The sequence below is a fragment of the Cytobacillus firmus DS1 genome (genome assembly GCF_000565285.1).
GTDB classification, from domain to species: Bacteria; Bacillota; Bacilli; order Bacillales; family Cytobacillaceae; genus Cytobacillus; species Cytobacillus firmus_A.
This window is the reverse complement of sequence record NZ_APVL01000006.1, coordinates 242,701-263,015: the sequence shown is the minus strand read 5'-3', so window position 1 is coordinate 263,015 and position 20,315 is coordinate 242,701. Positions and strand designations below refer to the sequence as shown.

Here is a 20,315-nt window from a genome sequence, read left to right as displayed (position 1 = left end):
AGGACCTTATGAATACTCTTAAAAAACGGCCAATTATTAATCAATCGGCACCTAATAAATCAACTTCAATCATCAACGGTGAGTGCTCCAATATTCTTAATTGGGATGATGTCCGCTTCTCCTGGGCCTATCCAAAGTATAAAAAAATGCTCGCTAACTTTTGGACGCCTTTTGAAATAAACATGTCACAGGATATTAAGCAATTTCCGGAGTTAACGAAAAGTGAACAAGAGGCATTTTTGAAAATTATTGGGCTGCTTGCATTGCTCGACAGCATCCAGACGGATTATGCCGGAAAAGTTGCCGATTATATTACCGACTCTAGTCTGTCAGCACTCATGATCATACTTGCACAGCAGGAGGTGATTCATAATCATTCCTATTCATATGTTCTATCAAGCCTTGTTCCCAAACAAAAACAGGATGAGGTTTTTGAATTCTGGCGTACAGAACCTATATTAGCTGAAAGAAATGAATTTGTTGTGAACGGATATAAAGATTTTGCAGAGAATCCAGGCGCGGAGAACCTGCTGAAATCGATTGTATTTGATGTCGTTCTGGAGGGGCTTTTCTTTTATTCAGGTTTTGCATTCTTTTATCACCTGGCAAGAAATCAGAAAATGGTTGCCACTTCAACAATGATTAATTACATCAACCGGGATGAACAAATCCATGTAGATTTGTTTGTTAAAATTTTCAAAGAAATTCTTAAGGAAAATCCGGAGCTTAATACGAATGATTTAAGTGAATTTGTTCGGGAGACTTTTAAAAGAGCGGCTGAACTGGAAATTGAATGGGCCCGCGAGGTGATCGGCAGTAAAACAGAAGGGATCCTGCTGTCTGATGTTGAAGCCTATATCAAATTTTATGCCAACGTCCGCTGTAATCAGCTGGGATATGAACGGCCATTTGAAGGCTATAGGACTAATCCTCTCCGCTGGATAGTCGCTTATGAGGAGGTTGACCATGGGAAGTCTGATTTCTTTGAACAAAAATCGAGGCAATATACAAAAGTTCAAATAGATAATGGCTTTGACGAATTATAGACAAGATATATTAAAAAAGATTCTGCTTTGGCGCAGAATCTTTTTTTTATCAGGATAATACTGGCTCCCCGGCTGCATAATCAATTTCAAAACCCAGATCCTTCAGCATTTGGTGGTCTGCGGTGCTTTCCTGACCGGCGGTGGTTAAGTAATCTCCTACGAAAATGGAATTGGCCGGATATAATCCAAGCGGCTGAAGGCTCCTGAGATTCACTTCTCTGCCCCCTGATATTCTGATTTCCTTTGATGGATTGATAAAACGCATGAGACAAAGCACTTTCAGGCAATAGCGGGGATTCAGCTCATCGGTCCCTTCTAATGGCGTCCCATCAATGGCATGAAGAAAATTAACCGGAATTGAGTCGGCATCAAGGACTTTTAAGCTTCGGGCCATCGCTATGACATCTGCTTTTGTTTCCTTCATGCCTATTATTACACCTGAGCATGGTGAGATGCCTGCCTCCTTTATTAATTGGACAGTATTGACTCTGTCACGATATGTATGGGATGTAGTAATGCTCTCATGATGATTTTCTGAGGTGTTAATATTGTGATTGTAGCGGTCCACTCCAGCTTCCTTGAGCTGCTCAGCCTGTTCAGGTTTTAGGAGCCCGAGACAGGCACAGACCTTCATATTATAGTTATCCTTTATTTCTTTAACCGCTGAAACTACTTGATTTAGCTCCCTATTGCTCGGGCCTCTTCCGCTTGCAACGATGCAATAGGTTCCAACATTAAGCTGATGCGCCTGTTTAGCTCCCTGTATGATAGAGTCCTTATCCATCATCCGGTATTTTTCAATAGGTGCAGTTGAGATGCTGGATTGTGAACAATAGCCGCAGTTCTCAGGGCATAATCCGGATTTTGTATTGATAATCATGTTCAATTTAACTCTATTCCCGTAATGATGATGGCGGATTTTATAGGCACTGTGCAATAAATCCAGAAGCTTGTCATCAGGGCAATTTAATATGGACATTGCCTCCGAGTCTGTCAATTCATGTCCTTCCAATACGTCAAAAGCCAGCTTTTGAAAATTCATAAGTATCCTCCTTAGTAAAATGGATTATGCTGCACGGTTTATTTTTCTGAATTGACTGCGGGCAAATATTCTATGCTCCAGTCGATATGCCATTAACCCGGCAAAAACAGAGAGAATAATGTCCTTTGGAAGAGGGACCGCCATCCACAGCCATGCCATTTGATAGGTAAAACCTTCAGGTGCTGTAAACCAGAGTTTATAAGCCAGGTACATCCAATTTGTCCCGAATACATAATTGATCGCCATTCCGGTTAGAGCAGCAGTAACATACACCGGAACTGATTTTTTCTTTTCAATAATTTTCCCTGTGACATATGCAGTTAGAATAAACGAAAGGATAAAACCGAAAGTCGGGTTTAGTAATGAAGCAAAACCGCCGCCGAATTTTGAAAAGACCGGGGCGCCCGCAAGCCCGGCGAAAGCATAGACAGCCATTGTAATAGCCCCCAATCGGCTCCCTAATATAGCTCCTGCCAAAATGGCAAAAAAGGTCTGTAAAGTTATGGGCACTCCTCCGATAACCAAAAATGGCACAAATGAAGTGATGTTTGCCCCAACCGCCATCAGTGCAACAAACATACCAGCCAATGTTAGATCAATTGTCCTCAAACCTGTCTTCATAAAAGCCTCCTGATAGATTTATATTTATACAATTTAGAATAATAGCAGAAGATACCTTATGTCAACTAAATATAAAAAATGGTTTACATTTGTTTTTTTGAATAAAGTTTCTATCCGGGGATTAAGGGTAAAGTGATACTGCTCATCAAATAGATGATGTCCACACAATTTAAGGAGGTATAAACATGGCAAATAATAAAAACATTCAAAGTGAAGAACAGAAACAATATTTTAAGGACCGGGCAGGAACAGATGATGCGAGATTCCATGTAGTACCGCACGATGAAGAAGGATGGGCAGTCAAAAAAGAAGGTGAGGAAGAGCCTGAGTACACTGCAGGTTCACAGTCAGATGCAGTTGAGGAAGCGAAGCGCATGGCTGAAGAAGCAGGCACAATGGCCATACTGCATAATGAGGATGGAAAAATTGAAGATCTGTTAAATTATGAAGATAAATAATCTTTGAGGAAGGGCATTACCATAGAGTAGTGCTCTTTTTTTTGAATGGAGCAAATGAGATTTTTTTCCTAAAACAAAAAAATTCCGCTTCCTATAAGAAAGCGGTTTAAAAAAGAGACCTTGGAACGAGTAAATTCTTAAATTAAAACAATATATAGTAGCGTGTTTTGTTAGAAGAAACTATATATTGTTATTTTAGATTCTAGCATAATAAATCATAGAGAGCAAACTATTATTTTAATATATTTAAAATATTCTAAGTTAAAGAATAAATATATTATAAACAATCAAAAACGATCAATATTTGAGTGATTTTGATTTATTTTGAGTGAAAATGATTGATTTTTGCAATCGTTTTCAGTATGATGTAGTCAAGAAGAACAACACACCCAGGGAGGTGATGTTTTGTTAACACCAGAGCGCCATAAATTGATACTGCAGCTTTTAAAAGAAAAAGGTGTAGTGAAAATTCAGGATCTCGTTGACTTGACAGAAACATCGGAATCAACAATCAGAAGGGACCTTACCCAGCTTGAGGAAGGAAAGTACCTAAAAAGAATTCATGGGGGTGCAGCCAGGCTTAAGGGAAAGCTTCAGGAGCCCAGCATGTCTGAAAAATCATCCAAAAACCTTCAGCAAAAGCGCCAAATTGCCCACTACGCAGCAAACCTTGTTGAAGAGGGGGATTCCATCTATTTGGATGCAGGCTCGACAGTAACTGAAATGATTCCCTTTTTACCTGCAAAAGAAATTGTGGTTGTGACGAATGGATTAATGCATATTCAAGCATTGCTGGAACGGAATATAAAAACATTTTTAATCGGCGGATTTGCCAAGGAACAGACAAAAGCGATCATCGGAAGGGGGGCATTGGCCAGCCTGGAAAATTATCGATTTGATAAATGCTTTATGGGGGTTAACGGCATCCATCCTCAATTCGGCTTCACCACACCGGATCAGGATGAGGCTATGATTAAGCAAATGGCCATTTCGCTTTCAAGGGAGGCATTCGTGCTTGCCGATGATACGAAGTTTTCAGAAATCGCGTTTGCGAAGATTGCTGAGCTGCACACAGCAGCAATTATTACAAATGAGCTGAATGAGGATCAGAGAGAGTCTTATAGCAGCAAAACTACAATAAAGGTCGTGACAGCATGATACACACATTGACGCTAAATCCGTCAGTGGACTACATCGTAGAATTGGATGAAATGATAGTTGGCGGTCTTAACCGCATGAAGCATGATACAAAGTTCCCTGGAGGAAAAGGGATCAATGTTTCGAGAGTGCTGAAAAGAATGGATGTTGAAAGCAAAGCCCTTGGCTTTGCAGGCGGTTTTACAGGAGATTATATTGTTGATTCCTTGAACAAGGAGAATATTCAAACTGACTTTGTGCAAGTTGCTGGTGACACAAGAATCAATGTAAAGATCAAGACAGAGACGGAAACAGAAGTCAATGCCAAAGGGCCGGGCATTTCAGGAAGGAATTTAGAGGATCTTAAAAATAAGATCCGCATCCTATCAGAAGAAGATTTGCTTGTCCTCGCAGGCAGTATTCCATCAACCTTGCCGGAAACAACTTATGAAGAGCTGGTAAAGATCTGTTCAGAAAATGGAGCGGCTTTTGTGGTGGATGCAGAGGGAGAATTATTGAAAAAGGTCCTTCCTTACAAACCGTTTTTAATAAAGCCCAATCACCATGAATTGGGTGAAATATTCAGCAGAGAATTCACTTCCGCTGAAGAAGTCATTCCATTTGGACAGAAACTTGTTGAAATGGGCGCCCAAAATGTAATTGTTTCATTAGCAGACAAGGGGGCAGTCTTGATATCTGCTGATGCTGCATATATTTCAAGCGTTCCAAAAGGAAAAGTAAAAAGTTCAGTTGGTGCGGGAGATTCCATGGTAGCCGGTTTTCTTGCAGCTTTTGAAAAACACAAAAATATAGAAAAGGCTTTTCAATACAGTGTTGCTTCCGGAAGTGCTACAGCTTTTTCGCTAGGTCTTTGCACCAAGGAAAAAGCGGAGGAATTGCTTTCTCAGGTTTCGATTGAAAAGGTCAGCCTAAAAGGGGAGATTTAGGATGAGAATAACAGAATTACTGACAAGAGATACGATTCTGCTTTCATTGAGCGGAACAGGCAAAATGGATGCCATAAATGGGTTGGTAGACAAGCTTGATACAGCTGGTAAGCTTCTAGACCGGGCAGCCTTCAAGACTGCAATTTTAAAAAGGGAAGAACAAAGCACAACAGGCATAGGTGATGGAATTGCCATTCCTCATGCAAAAACTGGTGCGGTAAAGGAGCCTGCTATTGCATTCGGCAAATCAGAAGCAGGAGTGGATTATGAATCACTTGACGGTCAGCCGGCACATCTATTCTTTATGATTGCAGCCCCGGAAGGAGCAAACAATACACATCTGGCAGCCCTATCCAGACTTTCATCGATATTAATGAACGAGGAAGCACGAAAAAAACTTCAGAATGCAGCTTCTGCGGACGAAGTTATTGAAATTATTGACAGCTATGACGAGACAGAAGAAGAGGAAGTCCAAAATATAGCAGACAGCAAACGATTTATTGTGGCTGTAACAGCTTGCCCAACAGGAATTGCCCATACTTATATGGCAGCTGATTCACTAAAAGCCAAGGCAGCTGAAATGGATGTTGATATTAAAGTTGAAACAAATGGCTCAAGCGGTGCTAAAAACGTTCTCACACCAGAGGAAATCGCAAATGCAGCAGCAGTTATTGTTGCAGCAGATACCAAGGTTGAAATGGAGCGATTCAACGGGAAGCATGTCCTTGAAACAGCAGTTGCTGATGGCATCCGGAAACCTCAGGAGCTTATTGAGAAAGCACTAAAGCAGGATGCTCCTGTATACAAGGGCGGAAGTGCGGACAGCAGCAGATCCGCTGGAAATCAAAAAGAACAAAAAGCCGGAATTTATAAGCATTTAATGAATGGCGTATCCAATATGCTTCCATTTGTTGTGGGCGGCGGAATTCTGATTGCCATTTCCTTTATGTTCGGATATAAAGCAGCAGATCCTAATGATCCTTCATACCATCCTATCGCTGAAGCACTAATGACCATTGGCGGGGGGAATGCATTTGGATTAATCGTTCCAATCCTTGCAGCATTCATTGCCATGAGTATTGCGGACCGTCCCGGCTTTGCTGCAGGTGCAGTCGGGGGAATGATGGCAGCATCTGGAGGCGCAGGATTCCTTGGCGGCATCATTGCCGGCTTCCTTGCAGGATATGTAGTAGTTGGTTTGAAAAAGGTCTTTGCTGGCCTGCCTTCATCACTTGAAGGAATTAAAACGATTTTGCTCTATCCGCTCTTTGGAATTGCTATCACGGGATTACTGATGCTTTATGTTGTCAACAAACCAGTTGGCGCATTAAATACTGCTATCACCGAGTGGCTTTCAGGTCTTGGTACTGGAAATGCTGTCATGCTTGGAGTAGTGCTTGGGCTGATGATGGCATTTGATATGGGCGGCCCGGTTAATAAATCGGCATACGTATTTGGTACAGGGCTGCTTGCAAATGGAGTTTATGAACCAATGGCAGCTATCATGGCGGCAGGTATGGTTCCTCCTCTTGCGATCGCGCTTGCCACGACTTTATTTAAGAATAGATTTACTAAACAAGAACAGGATGCAGGAAAAGCAAACTACATTATGGGATTTTCGTTCATTACAGAAGGCGCAATCCCATTCGCAGCAGCAGATCCATTGCGTGTCATCCCTTCCATCATGGCAGGATCAGCCGTGGCAGGTGCTATCTCAATGATGGCTGGAATCGGATTAAGGGCACCGCATGGGGGAGTCTTTGTCGTCCCTCTAGTCGATGGACCATGGGGAATTTACCTTGCAGGAATAATAGCAGGTGCTCTTTTGTCTTCTGTCCTTATCGGATTCCTGAAAAAGCCTATAAATAAATAATGAATGAATCAAAGCCGGTACTCGATGTACCGGCTTTTCTTATTGAAAAATCCTTTTAAAATAGATTGAAAAAACTGAAAATAAATGCTTTAATTAAAATAAACTCATTAGTCTATATTTTTTTGATAATAAATAAACTAATCAGTCTATTTAAGGCGGGGGTGTAAAAACATGGCTATTATTATTGTAATTAAAAGAGGGAACAAACATAAATAACTAACCACCATTAAAAACATAAAGGAGAGCGGTTATGAAAATAAAAAGACTTTCCCAGTGCACTCTGGAGGAGGCGCTGACTGCCTGGAACAAAGGCTTTGAAGGCTATATAGTTCCCATTAAGATGGATCTTCCGGCATTTGTAAATCGAATGATATCTGAGGGTCTTTCGCCTGAAAAATCGATTGTTGTTTTTATGAACAGTGAGCCCTGCGGCATCATAATGAATGGGTTCCGGGAGAATAACGGCAGAAAAATAGCCTGGAACGGAGGCACTGGAATCGCACCTGAATTCAGGGGTAAAGGTCTTTCTGCAGCAATGATTGAAGAGGTGTTTAACATCTATAGAGCAGAAAAAGCCCACACCGCTGTTCTTGAAGCAATTGAAGAAAATGAGAGAGCGATTAAACTGTACAAAAAAGCAGGCTATGTGATTACCGATCATTTGCTTTATTTAAACAAGAAGCTTACACATATAGAACCAGGCTTTTTAAAGGAAAACCATTTTTCCATAAAAAGGTTATATCCTGAACAGCTGCAGTCACTTAGCATTTATGACAGCAAAGCAGCCTGGCAATGTCAGTGGCAAAGCGCCAAACATGGGGAAGCTGCTGTGCTATTAAGTGAAGATGGGAATGAGGAGGGATACATTTTATACAAAAGAATACTGGAAGCGGGAGGACGAACAGAGCGCATCATCATCTATCAGCTAAAGTTCAATAATGAAAATAACTATGAAAAAATGACGGAAAGCATTCTTGGCCATCTGTTCCTGGATGGGGATGATTCCATTGATTTCACTGCAGTTAATATAGCTGTTTCCAATCCAGCCTCAAAAGCTTTACTTAAATTGGGATTCGAAAAAAAGATTGGCCAGGTAATGATGGAAAAGCCGCTATAGTATACCTGCCTTCCAATTTCCCCCTTTCACTCAAAAACTAAGTTGCGATAATTAAGGTCAATGCTTAGGCATAATTTCAGCTGGTTTTTGATATGTTTTTATGAGTATGTTGAAAGGGGAGATACACTTGGCTGCTGGATTTGAAAGTGCTGCAAAATTTGAACACGGGTTTTGGCTGCAGATTTTGGGCGATCATGCACGCTTTATACATGATTCGCTATCACCAAAGGAAAAAGACAGCATTGAACGGGCAAATTACTTTATACAAACCTTTGATCAGCTATTAGGAAGGGTTGAAGTGGATAATCTGGAGCAATTGAGCCGGAGGGCGGAACAGGAAGCTAAAAAGCTGCGGGAATTTAAATTGAACCTGATTGAACGTCATTTAATAGGGAAAATATCCATTCATCTTGGTCCGGTTTTCATTAACCATATGGTCAATGAGCTTGAGGAATATATGCTTGTCCTTCAATATTTAAAAAAGGGGGAAGCCCCGCCTGTATTTCATGAGCTCCATCACCATTTAATCTGGCTTCTGGATGCAGCTGGCCATGCAGGTGCCATATCGGACAATATGGATCGTGTTGAGAAGAAAATTAAGAAAATCAGTGATGGCTATACAAAGGATTTTGAAGCATTTTATTTAAAGGCCGTAGAAATGTCCGGCTTCCTTCGGACTAATGTCGAATCATTCCCCGCCCTGCAAAAGTTTAACAGCGATGTTACGCTGGAAATGTCACTGTTTATGAACTTTCTCAATGAAATTGAGGAGCTTGAATTAAGCAAGGAGGCATTGGGGACATTTGCAGCTTTAATGGCTGATCACATGTACCGTGAAGAATGCTATTACCTCTCAAAGCTTGCCGAGTCCACTCAGTCTGAAAAGCCGAAATGTGATCCGGGCAAGCCAAGGCTTAAAGAATAACTTCAAAGCAGCTGCCATTTTCGGCAGTTTTTTTGCATTCAGAACATGAATCCAAGTATTCCGGGTAAAGGAATATAAAAAGGCTGATATCATGAAACTGACAAAATGGAGTTATATGAGGAGAAATCAGGTAAAGGGGTTTTTTGACTGTTTTCCTGAAGCAATCATCATTTTTAAAAGGATTAAAAATTATTATTTTATCCACAGTGCGGAATGGAAAGGGAATCCTCACGTAATTGCTGAGCAGCAGCTGGAGGAAATGGAGTATTTGCTTAATCAGGAGATGGGTTTTCTTCGTGGATATCTTCAAAGGAAATCTGCAAATAAAAAAGATTTGAAAAAATAGGAAAGAAGAATCAATTTACTCAAAACAGAACACGCGTTCGACTAAATGGACAAGATTGTGTTATAATAAAGAAGCAATGGGAGTTTCTCAAGGGTGGTCGGCTAGCCCCGTATTTGAAAGGGGGTGATGCCTTTGACAGTTTTCGAATCGATCATGATGATGATTTCTTTTTCCAGTCTGATCATTGCTGTCATGACTTTTAACCATAAAAAATAGACCTCCCTTGATCTGACAATTGAGGGAGAGGTCTACGTCTTTGACAGGCCGATCCCCTAAGGGAACGACTATTGCGAATGACCGTGGGTGCGGCAACACCTGCGGTCGTTTTTTATTCATATTTATTAATTCAAGGATATCATATACGTCTCAGAAAGTCACGGAAATAAGCATATCCCATGATCACTTATAGTATATGCAGATCTCGCATAAAAATCCTATCATGATTCTTAGTCTTGTGTGCAATACTAAAATGGCATTTCGATAAAAGGAGGAACAGACATGACAAAGCGTAATATTAAGACTAAATCAGGATTGCAAAGTACAAAGAAAAGCATTAATGATATGGAGTTCTCAAAAGAGCTTGGTCCAGAAAGCAAAAAAGCAAAAAAGACAAAACCTGACTGATGTTGGAAAAAAAGAATTAACAGAGATGGGGCAAACTACAATTGTCCCATTTTTTTATGGGGCAGGGAGCAGGAGTGCCTAGAATGTTTTGTATGGAAAGGACGATTCATTTTGCCGGCATTGACTTTTGAGGATACAAAGATTTTTTATGAAACGAAGGGCAATGGAGTGCCGATCATCTTTATTCATCCGCCTGCCATGGGGAGAAAGGTATTTTATTATCAAGGTCTGCTGGCAGAGCATTTTCAGGTTATTTTTCCTGATCTAAGCGGGAATGGAGATACCGCTGGCCCGGAAAAACCAGTAACTATACAAGGATATGCAGAAGAGGTAAAAGCTGTATTAGACCAATTGGATATTGAAAAAGCTGTAATTCTGGGTTATTCATCAGGCGGTATAATTGCTCAGGAGTTTGCCCTCTCTTATCCGGAAAGGACACTTGGTGTCATTCTTTCAGGCGGATTTCCAGAGGTGTTATCAGAAACCTTCAGGTATGAGCATATCTTGGGAATGTACTTTGTGAAGCACTTTCCAGCTTTCCTGCGGTATGTAATAGCATCGAGCCATACAAATGATAAAAAAGTCAGAGACGAGATTCTGGAGCACATGAAAAAGGCAAATCACACCATGTGGTTTCAATTTTATGATAGATCACTTCACTATTCCTGTACCGATCGTCTGAGGACCTTAAGTGTCCCCCTTCTCCTTATATATGGCTCAAGAGATTTTGTTAATCAGCATATCAGGAGCTATAGGAGATATGTCAGCTTTCAGGCGGCAATAATCAAAGGTGTTTCCCACCAGGCGCCAACCAAAAAGTGGCAGATTTTCAACCAGGTTGTAACTGGTTTTGTACATCAGCATTTTAAATAAAAAATTCCGTATCGTCATTGAGCGATACGGAATTTTTTTAGCCCTCATTTGCGTCTGGTTTGATTGCTATAATGGCTGCAAGGGCAGCGAGAATGGTTATTCCGCTTAATAAATAAAAAAGCCCTTTATCAGAATGCTTCATAAGAATTGCAATGGCAGGAGGGCCGCCGGCAACGCCTATAAATCTCATTGAACTGTATAAAGAAGTAATGGTGCCACGTTCTTCTTTTGCAATTCCTTCTGTAATCAGTGCATCCAATGAAGGCAAAGCAACGCCTATGCCAATTCCGGCAAACAGGAACATGCTGATCATAAACCACATATTGTTTGAAAAGCTTAAGATTGCAGTGGCAGCTGCCACAAGTACAGATCCTAAAAATATGATCCACTTCATCAGTATTTTATTTTCTTTTATTTTTTTGCCTGTCAGGTAGGATGAAAGGCAAAGTGCCCCAAGCGGGACAGCGAGGAGAAGCCCTTTTTTCACATCTTTTATATCGTATGTCTTTTCAAGCACATCAGACAAATAAAAAAGGATCCCAAAAAGCACAAACATGAGAATGGCACCTATCAGGAAAATAGCATAAAGCCATTTTCCATTGTTTTTAAAGGTTTCCTTGATATTGCTCCAAAATTTCTTTAGCGGAAGCGGTTCTTCTCTTTTATTTGGCGTTTTAACAAGGAAGAAAACCAGCAGAATTGAAATGGTACAAAAAACTGGAAAAGAAAAAAACGGTAAAAACCATATGAACCCTGCCAGAAAAGCTCCAAGTATAGGTGATAAAACTTTTCCAAAAGTATTGGAAGTTTCGATAAGGCCAAGTGAGCTGCTGACATCATCATCATTTTTAAACATATCCCCGACTAAAGGCATAACAATTGGTGCCGCACCGGCTGCCCCAACACCCTGCAAAGCCCTCCCGGCCAATATGATCCAATAAGCATCCGCCATTTTCCATGCCGCCCAACCAGAAATCAGCCCGCCAATTCCTGCAATAAGAAGACTTGGTATTATGACTTTTTTACGGCCGATATGATCGGATAAAAAGCCTGCGATTGGAATCAAAATAATGGCTACAATACTGTATACGGTAATAATCATGCTGGATTGGAATGCAGAAATATTTAGTTTATTTTCCATCGCCGGCAGAACAGGAATCAGCATGGAATTCCCAAGTGTCATAACGAGAGGAATTGAAGAAAGTGAAAGAATAGCCCATTTCTGGTTATGAACATCATCACCTGACTTCTTTTTAGCTTTGGAATTTACAGATTGTAAATTTTCAATGTGCTCCATATTTCTGACCTTCCTTTTCGTTAATCAAACTAGTCTTAATATGAGCTAAATGGAGAAAAACTTACTAGAAAAAGCTTTGTCTTTTTATGGGAAAATTCAAATTCTGGAAAAATTTGTTTCGATTTCCTAAAAAGAAACCGTTACACTATAAAGAAAAACGAACACGGGGAGGGAATCATGTGAGGGGGATTATTGCCTTAAGCATAGGAAAGCCAAAAAAGCACAGATGGAAAAACAATGAGGAAATTTCGGGAATTGGCAAAGAAAGAATTAACAGTGCGTTTCTAACGAAGGAAGGTTTTCTGGGGGATGGCATGGCAAATACTGATTTTCATGGCGGTCCAGACCGTGCAGTGTGCCTATATCCTTACGAACATTACGGGATGTGGGAGAAAGAATTTAAAAAGACATTCTCCCCGCCGTCTTTTGGTGAAAATATTTGTGCGGGAAATATGCTGGAAAAGGATGTTTTTATAGGTGATACCTTTTCACTGGGTGAATCTGTCATCCAAATAACTCAGGGGCGTATCCCATGCTCCACAATATCAAAGCATAACAGAGAAGATCGGCTTTTAGGAAGAATCGTGGAAACATGCTTCACAGGCTATTTTTTCAGAGTGCTGAAAGAAGGAACTGTTACAGCAGACAGCATGCTTAAGCTTGTAGAAAGAAAGCAGGAAAAAGTATCGGTTCTGCAAGGAAATTATATCATGTTCCATGACCGCAAAAACCTTAAAGCAATAGAAGAACTGCTGAAGATTGAAGCCCTTGCAGATGTCTGGAGAGAAAAGCTGGAAAAAGCAATTATTATAAAAAAATGAAAAATACCCTTGACATTTTTTATTAATCAGAATAGTATAATAAGCAATATATCGATCGGCAATGACAAAGAGTAGTAACTGCGGTTGAAGCTAAAGAGAGCTGATGGTTGGTGCAAATCAGTGTGGAAGCAGCAGTGAATGGACTTTCGAGCCTCCAAACCGAACCTTTTTTAAGCAGTAGGCTTTGGCGAACGGTCTCATCGTTACAAGGGACAGATATTCAAACGTTTTTCGTTTTGATATCTGTTAAGTGAGCTGATGTTTCAGCTAACAAAGGTGGCACCACGGGTTTCTCGTCCTTTTTAGACGGGAGGCCCTTTTTTATTTTCATACAGCTTTAATACTTTAAATCGCTAAGCAAGAGGAGTAGATTGATTGAAATCCGTTCAAGAGAGCCGGGGACAGGTGAAAGCCCGGTACGGACCGTCATTCGAATGGACTTGCGAGAGGCTTCCTGAACGATAGTAGGGAAGCACGGGTTTCCGCCGTTAAAAGGATAGGGTATCGACTTATTTCCGTACCTGAAAAAGGGAGCAGCATTTTGCTCTAAAAAGAGGTGGCACCACGTTCATAATACACGTCCTCTATACCTGCAACTACTGTGGGTATAGGGGACTTTTTTTATTTTCCTAAAAGAACTGGAGGAGAGATATATTGAAACCAACATTAGATGGGACTTATATAATCGAAGAACTGGAGGGTGACACATTAACACCAATTTCAATCTATCAGAGAATGAGCGGAAGAAAAAAATTTCTGTTAGAAAGCTCGCTAAAGCATGAAAAATCGGGAAGGTATTCCTTTATTGGCGCAGATCCCGTGATGGAATTAAAAGGAGAAGGAAACCGGACAGCTGTTACTGCCAGGGGAAAAACAGAAGTTTTTGCTGAAAAGCCGCTTGATGCAGTAAGAAGGCTGATGCCGGAGCAGAAACATCACCCTTTTGAACAGTTCCCATTTTGTGGAGGAGCTGTTGGCTATGCAGGCTATGATGTCATCAGACAATACGAAGATATTGGAATAATTCCTCATGATGAGCTGAATGTTCCGGATGTCCACCTTATGTTTTTTGAGGAAGTGGCTGTATTTGATCATTTGGAGCAAAAGGTGTATCTCGTTGCCATACCTTTACTGGAAGAAACCGATGAAACTGAGCTTCGTGAAAGATTAAAGCAGAGAAAGGACGAAATACTGAAGGGGACAGTGGCTTATGAACTGGAAGAAGCTTCATTGTCAGCATTCAAAGCTTCCATATCTAAAGAAGACTTCATTGAAAAGGTAAACAGAGCTAAGTCCTATATTGAGGAGGGAGACATCTTTCAGGTGGTGCTTTCTCAGCGGTTAAAAGCAGAATTGACTGGAGATCCTTTCGCATTTTACCGGAAGTTACGAGTGCAAAATCCTTCCCCATATATGTACTATCTTGATTTTGCAGAGTATGCAGTTGCAGGGGCATCGCCTGAAAGCCTTATAAAAACAGCAGGAAACAAAGTAATCACAAACCCAATTGCTGGAACAAGGCCAAGAGGCAAGACAGAAGACGAAGACTTACAGCTTGAAAGGGACCTGATAGAAGATGAAAAGGAGCTTGCCGAACACAGGATGCTGCTCGATCTGGGCAGAAATGATCTCGGCCGTGTCTGCGAATTTGGATCGGTCACTATAGAAAAAAACATGGTAATTGAGAGATATAAGCATGTCATGCACCTTGTATCCGAAGTTGGCGGGAGACTGAAAAATCCACACACAGCGATTGATGCCTTAATAGCGTGTCTGCCTGCCGGAACGGTTTCAGGTGCACCCAAAATTAGAGCAATGGAAATCATCAATGAACTTGAAACCGTGAAAAGAGGAATTTACTCAGGGGCAGTCGGTTATTTTTCCGGGAACGGCAATATGGATTTCGCACTGGCTATCAGGACAATGGTGATAAAAGATGGATTCGCCTATATACAAGCTGGGGCAGGCATCGTGCATGATTCCATCCCTGAAAATGAGTACGAAGAAACACTTCATAAATTAAAAGCATTTTTGGAGGACAAAAAATGATTCTGCTGATTGATAATTATGATTCATTCACATTTAACCTTTATCAGTATTTAGGTGAACTGGGACAAGAAATTAAAGTTGTAAGAAATGATCAGATCACAGTCGAAGAAATTGAAAAATTGGGTCCCGATGCCATTGTCCTTTCCCCTGGACCGGGAAGGCCGGAACATGCGGGAGTCATTGTTAAAGTTATTCAGCAATTTTACAGGAAGCTTCCGATCCTGGGCATTTGCCTTGGCCATCAGGCAATCGGCTTTGCCTTTGGGGCAAAGATTGAAAAAGCCAAAAAAATTATGCATGGCAAGGTGTCTAATCTGAAGCACAACGGATCACAGCTGTTTCAATACATGCCGCAGCCAATAAGCATCATGCGTTATCATTCTTTAATAATTCAGTCAGGAACGCTGCCTGGCAGCTTTAAGGTTTTGGCCCGTTCAATGGATGACAATGAAATAATGGCAATCAAGCATGAAGACTATCCATTATACGGCTTGCAGTTCCATCCGGAGTCAGTAGGAACAGACCTTGGAAAAAAGATTTTGGAAAACTTTTTACAAACAATCGGGAGGGAAGAAAAGAGTGAAAACAATACTGCAGAGGTTATCTGATCGGGAGTCATTGACAGAGGCAGAAATGAAGGAAGCAATGGACAATTTATTTGCCCATGATGTGACGGACAGTGAGATTGCGGCATTTATGGTGAGTCTTAAAACGAAAGGGGAAACAGTTGAAGAAATTGCAGGCATCGTAAAAGCAATGAGGGATAAATCGCTTTCATTTAGTAAGAAGATTCCTAATGTTTTGGATAATTGCGGTACAGGAGGAGATGGTTCCAGCAGCTTTAATATCAGTTCCACTTCGGCTTTTGTGATTGCAGGAGCAGGAATTCCAGTTGCCAAGCATGGCAACAGAAGTGTATCCAGCAAAACAGGCAGTGCCGATGTACTGGAGCATTTGGGAATAAATCTAAATCACCAGCCTGAGCGCACGGAGGAAATACTGGAGGAAATCGGGATAGCCTTTCTATTCGCCCCTCATGTTCATCCGAATATTAAAAGAATCATGAAAGTGCGCAAGGATTTGAGGATACCGACAACTTTCAATCTGATAGGGCCATTAACCAATCCGGTTGAGCTTGATCATCAGCTTCTCGGGATCTATCGCAGAGATTATATTGAAATGTTTGCAGAAGTGTTAAATACCCTTGGAAGAAAACGGGCTGTTGTATTAAATGGTGCAGGCTTTATGGATGAGGCATCTTTGCAGGGGGAAAACCACCTGGCTATCCTTGCTGACGGCAAGGTAACGAAAAAGGTACTCCACCCCGAGGAAGTTGGCCTATCCGTCTGCAGCAATGAGGCGATCAGAGGGGGAGATTCCAGGGAAAATGCTGAAATACTCCTGAGTGTCCTTAAGGGGGAGAAGGGAGCAAGAAGAGATACGGTCCTTCTTAATGCCGGCATTGGCATCTTTACAGGAGGCAAGGCCGAAACAATTCAAGATGGGATAAATTTAGCCAGAGAAAGCATTGATTCAGGTGCTGCATTAGCAAAACTGTATAGGTTAATTGAAGCAAGTAAAAGTGTCCATAAAGAGGTGATATAAGTGGGAACAATTCTAGATAAAATACTGGCTGAAAAAAGAAAAGAAGTCGAGGTGCTGAAGCAGGAAATTATCGATGCTCCAGAAACCGCAAGTAAACGATCATTTATTAATAAGCTGGCGTCAGGCAGCGAACTGGCTGTGATTGCCGAATTCAAAAGAGCTTCACCTTCAAAAGGTGATATAAATATCGGACAAAATCCGAAAGACCAGGCATTATTTTATAAAAAGTATGGTGCGGATGCGATTTCTGTTTTAACAGACAATAGGTTTTTTAAAGGCGGCTTCGCTGATCTGTCAGCTGTCAGAGAGACAGTGGACCTGCCGATCCTCTGCAAAGACTTCATTGTAGACGAGGTGCAGATTTTAAAAGCAAAAGCATCAGGGGCAAACCTTATTTTGCTTATTGCTGCTGCCATGGATGCAGAACGGCTTCAAGAGCTTTTCGATTTTGCTGAAAGTGAAGGCCTTGAGGTATTAATGGAGGTTCATAATGAAGACGAGCTGGGAATCGCTCTAAACACCGGGGCACAGCTGATCGGAGTCAACAACAGGAATTTAAAAACGTTTGAAGTAGACCTGAGTGTAACTGAAAAACTTGCACCGCTAATAAAGAAAGCGGGAAAATTTCTGATCAGCGAGAGCGGAATAAAGTCGGAAGACGATGTGCGGCGTGTCATTGCAGCAGGAGCAGACGCCATTCTTGTCGGAGAAGCTTTTATGAAAGCAGAGAATCTGGAAGGGCTTTTGAAGGCCATGAAGCTTCCTTTGCAGGGGGCTGGCAGAAAATGAAGGTGAAGATTTGCGGAATTAGAGATATCAGCACGGCACTTTCTGCCCTTGAATCCGGTGCGGATGCCCTGGGATTTGTTTTTGCTGAAAGCAAGAGAAAAATCAATCCTGAAGCAGCAGGGGAGATAATCAGAGAGCTTCCTAGAGAAGTTTTAAAAGTCGGAGTGTTTGTAAATGAAACGAAAGAGACCATTGAGAAAATAGCAAGTGATTCAGGGATCAATGTCATTCAGCTTCATGGAGATGAAACGCCGGAATTTTGCAGCTCATTCTCTTTACCTGTTATAAAAGCTCTGAGCATTGGCTCACCTGATGATCTATCTAAACTGGATGAATATGCATGTGAATACGTTCTTCTTGATAGTCCAAAAGGAAAATATCGGGGGGGCAACGGGGTATCGTTTGATTGGTCGATTCTAAACAAAAATTCAATGCATGATAAAAAAATCATCTTAGCAGGAGGGCTCAATCCTGAAAATGTGGGGGAAGGAATTAAAGCTGCCAATCCTTATATGGTTGATGTAAGCAGCGGGGTTGAGACGGAGGGTAAGAAAGATCTGGAGAAAATAAAAAGATTCATAGACAACGCTAAACGTATGGAGAGGGAGGAAGTAAAATGAATGCAGCTTATGCTTTGCCTGATGAACGGGGCCATTTTGGGACATATGGAGGCAGGTACGTGCCTGAGACACTAATGCAGGCCATTCTCGAATTGGAGGAGGAATATAAGAAAGCGCAGGCGGATGAAAGTTTTCAAAAGGAACTTCAAGATTTGCTGAAAGACTATGTCGGGAGGGAAACTCCTCTGTATTTTGCAGAAAACCTTACAAAATATGCCGGCGGTGCGAAAATCTATCTTAAAAGGGAAGATTTGAACCATACAGGAGCCCATAAAATCAACAACTCACTCGGCCAGGCTCTATTGGCACAGCGAATGGGCAAAAGAAAAATCGTAGCTGAGACGGGTGCAGGGCAGCATGGAGTCGCAACAGCAACTGCATGTGCACTATTAAATCTTGAATGTATTATTTTTATGGGGGAAGAGGATATCAGAAGACAGCAGCTTAATGTCTTTAGAATGGAACTGCTGGGAGCGAAGGTTGTAGGTGTGCAATCAGGAAGTGCCACACTGAAAGATGCAGTCAACGAAGCCCTCCGCTACTGGGTGACAAATGTCGAGGATACCCATTATATTCTGGGTTCAGTCATGGGGCCGCATCCTTTTCCAATGATTGTCCGGGATTTCCAAAGTGTTATCGGAAATGAGACAAAGGAGCAATATCTTGAAAAAGAAGGAAAACTCCCTGATGCAGTTGTAGCCTGCATCGGCGGCGGCAGCAATTCAATGGGCATGTTCTATCCTTTCATTAAAGATGAAACGGTCCGTATGATTGGGGTAGAAGCAGCAGGATTGGGAACAGATACTGAAAAACATGCTGCCTCTTTAACAAAAGGAACGCCCGGAGTTCTGCATGGGGCATTAATGTATTTACTGCAGGATGAACACGGACAGATTCAGGAAGCCCATTCCATCTCAGCAGGCCTGGATTACCCTGGAGTAGGCCCCGAGCACAGCTATTTGAAAGACAGCGGAAGAGCCGAGTATGAATCAATCACAGACGAAGAGGCGCTCGAGGCGTTACAGCTAATATGCAAGCTGGAAGGCATTATTCCTGCTTTAGAAAGCTCCCATGCGGTGGCCTATGCATTGAAGCTTGCACCGCAAATGAAAAAAGACGAAGGCCTTGTTATTTGTCTATCCGGCAGAGGGGACAAAGATGTAGAAACTGTGAGAGCAAGATTAGGAGGGAAAGGATAATGAACCGGATTGAAAAAGTTTTTCAGAACCTAAAGCAAAACAATGAAAAAGCGTTTGTGCCATATATTATGGCTGGCGATGGAGGCTTGGAGACGCTGGCTGAGAAGATTACATTCCTCGAAAAAGCGGGAGCAACGGCCATTGAAATTGGGATACCGTTTTCGGATCCAGTGGCAGATGGGCCGGTAATCCAGCAGGCAGGAATTCGGGCATTAGAAGCTGGAACAACACTTAGGGGCGTATTAGCTGCAATTGCGGAAATCCGGCCTATTGTTCATATTCCCCTTATTTTTATGACATATATGAATCCGATCATGGCATATGGCATTGGCAACTTTATTTCTGATGCTTCAGGATCTGGGGTGGACGGCCTAATATTGCCTGATCTTCCTGCAGAGGAAGAGGAAATTATTGCACCGATTGCTGAGAAAGCGGGAATCGAGATCATCCGGCTTGTGACACTGACCAGTCCCTTAGAGAGGATACAGGAGATTGCAGCCAAAGGGAAAGGCTTTTTATATGCTGTAACTGTTAATGGTATCACAGGTGCAAGAAAAGGGTTCAAAGGTGAACTCGGAAAGCATTTGGAAAGAGTTAAAGAGGTAAGTCCTATTCCGGTATTGGCAGGCTTCGGAATTTCAGAGCCTGAGCATGTCAAAGAAATGAATCAGCATTGTGACGGGGTAATTGTTGGAAGCAGGATCATAGAGCTTTTACAAAGCGGTGAGTTAGCAAAAGTCGAAGAGCTGATCGCTTCATCCAAAATAGAAGAAATTAAACTGTGAAACAACAGCTTTCTCCTTAATGGAGGAGGCTTTTTATTTGATTATGCCCATTTTTAAAAATATTTGCTGTAAAGGTTGACATGCAAGATGAATACTTTATAATTACAAGTAATCCGAGTAAATTAATGAGATTTATAGGAA

General features: G+C 41.6%; 22 protein-coding genes, 1 pseudogene and 2 other annotated features. Of the genes and pseudogenes, 20 read left to right on the top strand and 3 right to left on the bottom strand.

Annotated elements, in window-relative coordinates:
* The first annotated feature begins 8 nt into the window (after positions 1-8).
* A complete protein-coding gene (locus PBF_RS10345; RefSeq protein WP_035329637.1) occupies positions 9-1,046 on the top strand; it encodes a ribonucleotide-diphosphate reductase subunit beta in 1,038 nt (345 codons plus the stop codon).
* Between the two features lie 49 nt (positions 1,047-1,095).
* Here the strand turns inward: PBF_RS10345 and bioB are convergent, their stop codons facing one another.
* Positions 1,096-2,088: a biotin synthase BioB gene (gene bioB, locus PBF_RS10340; RefSeq protein WP_035329636.1), complete on the bottom strand. Its 993-nt coding sequence runs from the start codon at positions 2,086-2,088 to the stop codon at positions 1,096-1,098.
* A gap of 24 nt (positions 2,089-2,112) precedes the next feature.
* Positions 2,113-2,709 carry a biotin transporter BioY gene (locus PBF_RS10335; RefSeq protein WP_035329635.1) on the bottom strand — a complete coding sequence of 199 codons (597 nt, stop codon included), beginning with the start codon at positions 2,707-2,709 and terminating at the stop codon, positions 2,113-2,115.
* 185 nt (positions 2,710-2,894) lie between these two features.
* Here PBF_RS10335 and PBF_RS10330 point away from each other — a divergent pair, with 185 nt between their 5' ends.
* The 11 genes and pseudogenes from PBF_RS10330 (at position 2,895) to PBF_RS10295 (ending at position 11,009) form a co-directional block, all read left to right on the top strand.
* Positions 2,895-3,167, top strand: a complete 273-nt coding sequence (locus PBF_RS10330) for a DUF2188 domain-containing protein (RefSeq protein WP_035329634.1) — start codon at positions 2,895-2,897, stop codon at positions 3,165-3,167.
* 405 nt (positions 3,168-3,572) lie between these two features.
* Positions 3,573-4,325 carry a DeoR/GlpR family DNA-binding transcription regulator gene (locus PBF_RS10325; RefSeq protein ID WP_035329633.1) on the top strand — a complete coding sequence of 251 codons (753 nt, stop codon included), beginning with the start codon at positions 3,573-3,575 and terminating at the stop codon, positions 4,323-4,325.
* Positions 4,322-5,251, top strand: a complete 930-nt coding sequence (pfkB, locus tag PBF_RS10320; protein ID WP_035329632.1) for a 1-phosphofructokinase — start codon at positions 4,322-4,324, stop codon at positions 5,249-5,251. Before PBF_RS10325 ends, pfkB begins: the two co-directional genes overlap by 4 nt.
* A gap of 1 nt (position 5,252) precedes the next feature.
* Positions 5,253-6,017, top strand: a pseudogene (locus PBF_RS27200) (fructose PTS transporter subunit IIA); the annotation flags it as partial.
* Between the two features lie 114 nt (positions 6,018-6,131).
* Positions 6,132-7,124: a PTS fructose transporter subunit IIC gene (locus PBF_RS27195; protein WP_430515282.1), complete on the top strand. Its 993-nt coding sequence runs from the start codon at positions 6,132-6,134 to the stop codon at positions 7,122-7,124.
* Positions 7,125-7,374: 250 nt separating this feature from the next.
* Positions 7,375-8,241, top strand: a complete 867-nt coding sequence (locus PBF_RS10310) for a GNAT family N-acetyltransferase (RefSeq protein ID WP_035329630.1) — start codon at positions 7,375-7,377, stop codon at positions 8,239-8,241.
* A gap of 106 nt (positions 8,242-8,347) precedes the next feature.
* Positions 8,348-9,166, top strand: coding sequence for a DUF2935 domain-containing protein (locus tag PBF_RS10305; RefSeq protein ID WP_035329629.1), 819 nt, complete (start codon positions 8,348-8,350; stop codon positions 9,164-9,166).
* A gap of 91 nt (positions 9,167-9,257) precedes the next feature.
* The gene (locus PBF_RS10300) at positions 9,258-9,512 is read left to right on the top strand and encodes a hypothetical protein (RefSeq protein ID WP_035329628.1); all 255 of its coding nucleotides are present in this window, start codon (positions 9,258-9,260) and stop codon (positions 9,510-9,512) included.
* A gap of 126 nt (positions 9,513-9,638) precedes the next feature.
* Entirely contained in the window at positions 9,639-9,728 is a 90-nt protein-coding gene (locus PBF_RS27190; protein WP_219993454.1) for a putative holin-like toxin, read from the top strand.
* Positions 9,729-10,010: 282 nt separating this feature from the next.
* A complete protein-coding gene (locus PBF_RS27010; protein ID WP_268745104.1) occupies positions 10,011-10,136 on the top strand; it encodes a hypothetical protein in 126 nt (41 codons plus the stop codon).
* Positions 10,137-10,247: 111 nt separating this feature from the next.
* Positions 10,248-11,009 (top strand): alpha/beta fold hydrolase, encoded by a 762-nt coding sequence (locus PBF_RS10295; protein ID WP_035329627.1) that lies wholly within the window; start codon positions 10,248-10,250, stop codon positions 11,007-11,009.
* Between the two features lie 37 nt (positions 11,010-11,046).
* On the opposite strand, the gene PBF_RS10290 is transcribed toward PBF_RS10295, so the two are convergent.
* The gene (locus tag PBF_RS10290) at positions 11,047-12,306 is read right to left on the bottom strand and encodes an MFS transporter (protein ID WP_035329626.1); all 1,260 of its coding nucleotides are present in this window, start codon (positions 12,304-12,306) and stop codon (positions 11,047-11,049) included.
* Between the two features lie 179 nt (positions 12,307-12,485).
* On the opposite strand from PBF_RS10290, the gene PBF_RS10285 reads away from it, so the two are divergent.
* The 8 genes from PBF_RS10285 to trpA all read left to right on the top strand — a co-directional run bounded on the left by PBF_RS10285 (position 12,486) and on the right by trpA (position 20,174).
* On the top strand, positions 12,486-13,127 hold the full coding sequence (locus tag PBF_RS10285) for an MOSC domain-containing protein (RefSeq protein ID WP_035329625.1): 642 nt from the start codon (positions 12,486-12,488) through the stop codon (positions 13,125-13,127).
* 52 nt (positions 13,128-13,179) lie between these two features.
* Positions 13,180-13,431 (top strand) — a binding site (T-box leader).
* A gap of 40 nt (positions 13,432-13,471) precedes the next feature.
* Positions 13,472-13,715 (top strand) — a binding site (T-box leader).
* A 66-nt stretch (positions 13,716-13,781) separates the two neighbouring features.
* On the top strand, positions 13,782-15,176 hold the full coding sequence (gene trpE, locus PBF_RS10280; protein ID WP_035329624.1) for an anthranilate synthase component I: 1,395 nt from the start codon (positions 13,782-13,784) through the stop codon (positions 15,174-15,176).
* Positions 15,173-15,784, top strand: a complete 612-nt coding sequence (locus PBF_RS10275) for an anthranilate synthase component II (RefSeq protein WP_035329623.1) — start codon at positions 15,173-15,175, stop codon at positions 15,782-15,784. The genes trpE and PBF_RS10275 overlap by 4 nt, the downstream gene beginning before the upstream one ends.
* Positions 15,756-16,781, top strand: a complete 1,026-nt coding sequence (gene trpD / locus PBF_RS10270) for an anthranilate phosphoribosyltransferase (protein WP_035329622.1) — start codon at positions 15,756-15,758, stop codon at positions 16,779-16,781. Before PBF_RS10275 ends, trpD begins: the two co-directional genes overlap by 29 nt.
* Positions 16,782-17,570 (top strand): indole-3-glycerol phosphate synthase TrpC, encoded by a 789-nt coding sequence (trpC, locus tag PBF_RS10265; protein WP_035329621.1) that lies wholly within the window; start codon positions 16,782-16,784, stop codon positions 17,568-17,570.
* On the top strand, positions 17,567-18,190 hold the full coding sequence (locus PBF_RS10260) for a phosphoribosylanthranilate isomerase (RefSeq protein ID WP_035329620.1): 624 nt from the start codon (positions 17,567-17,569) through the stop codon (positions 18,188-18,190). Before trpC ends, PBF_RS10260 begins: the two co-directional genes overlap by 4 nt.
* Positions 18,187-19,389, top strand: a complete 1,203-nt coding sequence (gene trpB / locus PBF_RS10255; RefSeq protein WP_035329619.1) for a tryptophan synthase subunit beta — start codon at positions 18,187-18,189, stop codon at positions 19,387-19,389. Before PBF_RS10260 ends, trpB begins: the two co-directional genes overlap by 4 nt.
* Positions 19,389-20,174 carry a tryptophan synthase subunit alpha gene (trpA, locus tag PBF_RS10250; protein WP_035329618.1) on the top strand — a complete coding sequence of 262 codons (786 nt, stop codon included), beginning with the start codon at positions 19,389-19,391 and terminating at the stop codon, positions 20,172-20,174. The genes trpB and trpA overlap by 1 nt, the downstream gene beginning before the upstream one ends.
* The last annotated feature ends 141 nt before the right edge of the window (positions 20,175-20,315 follow it).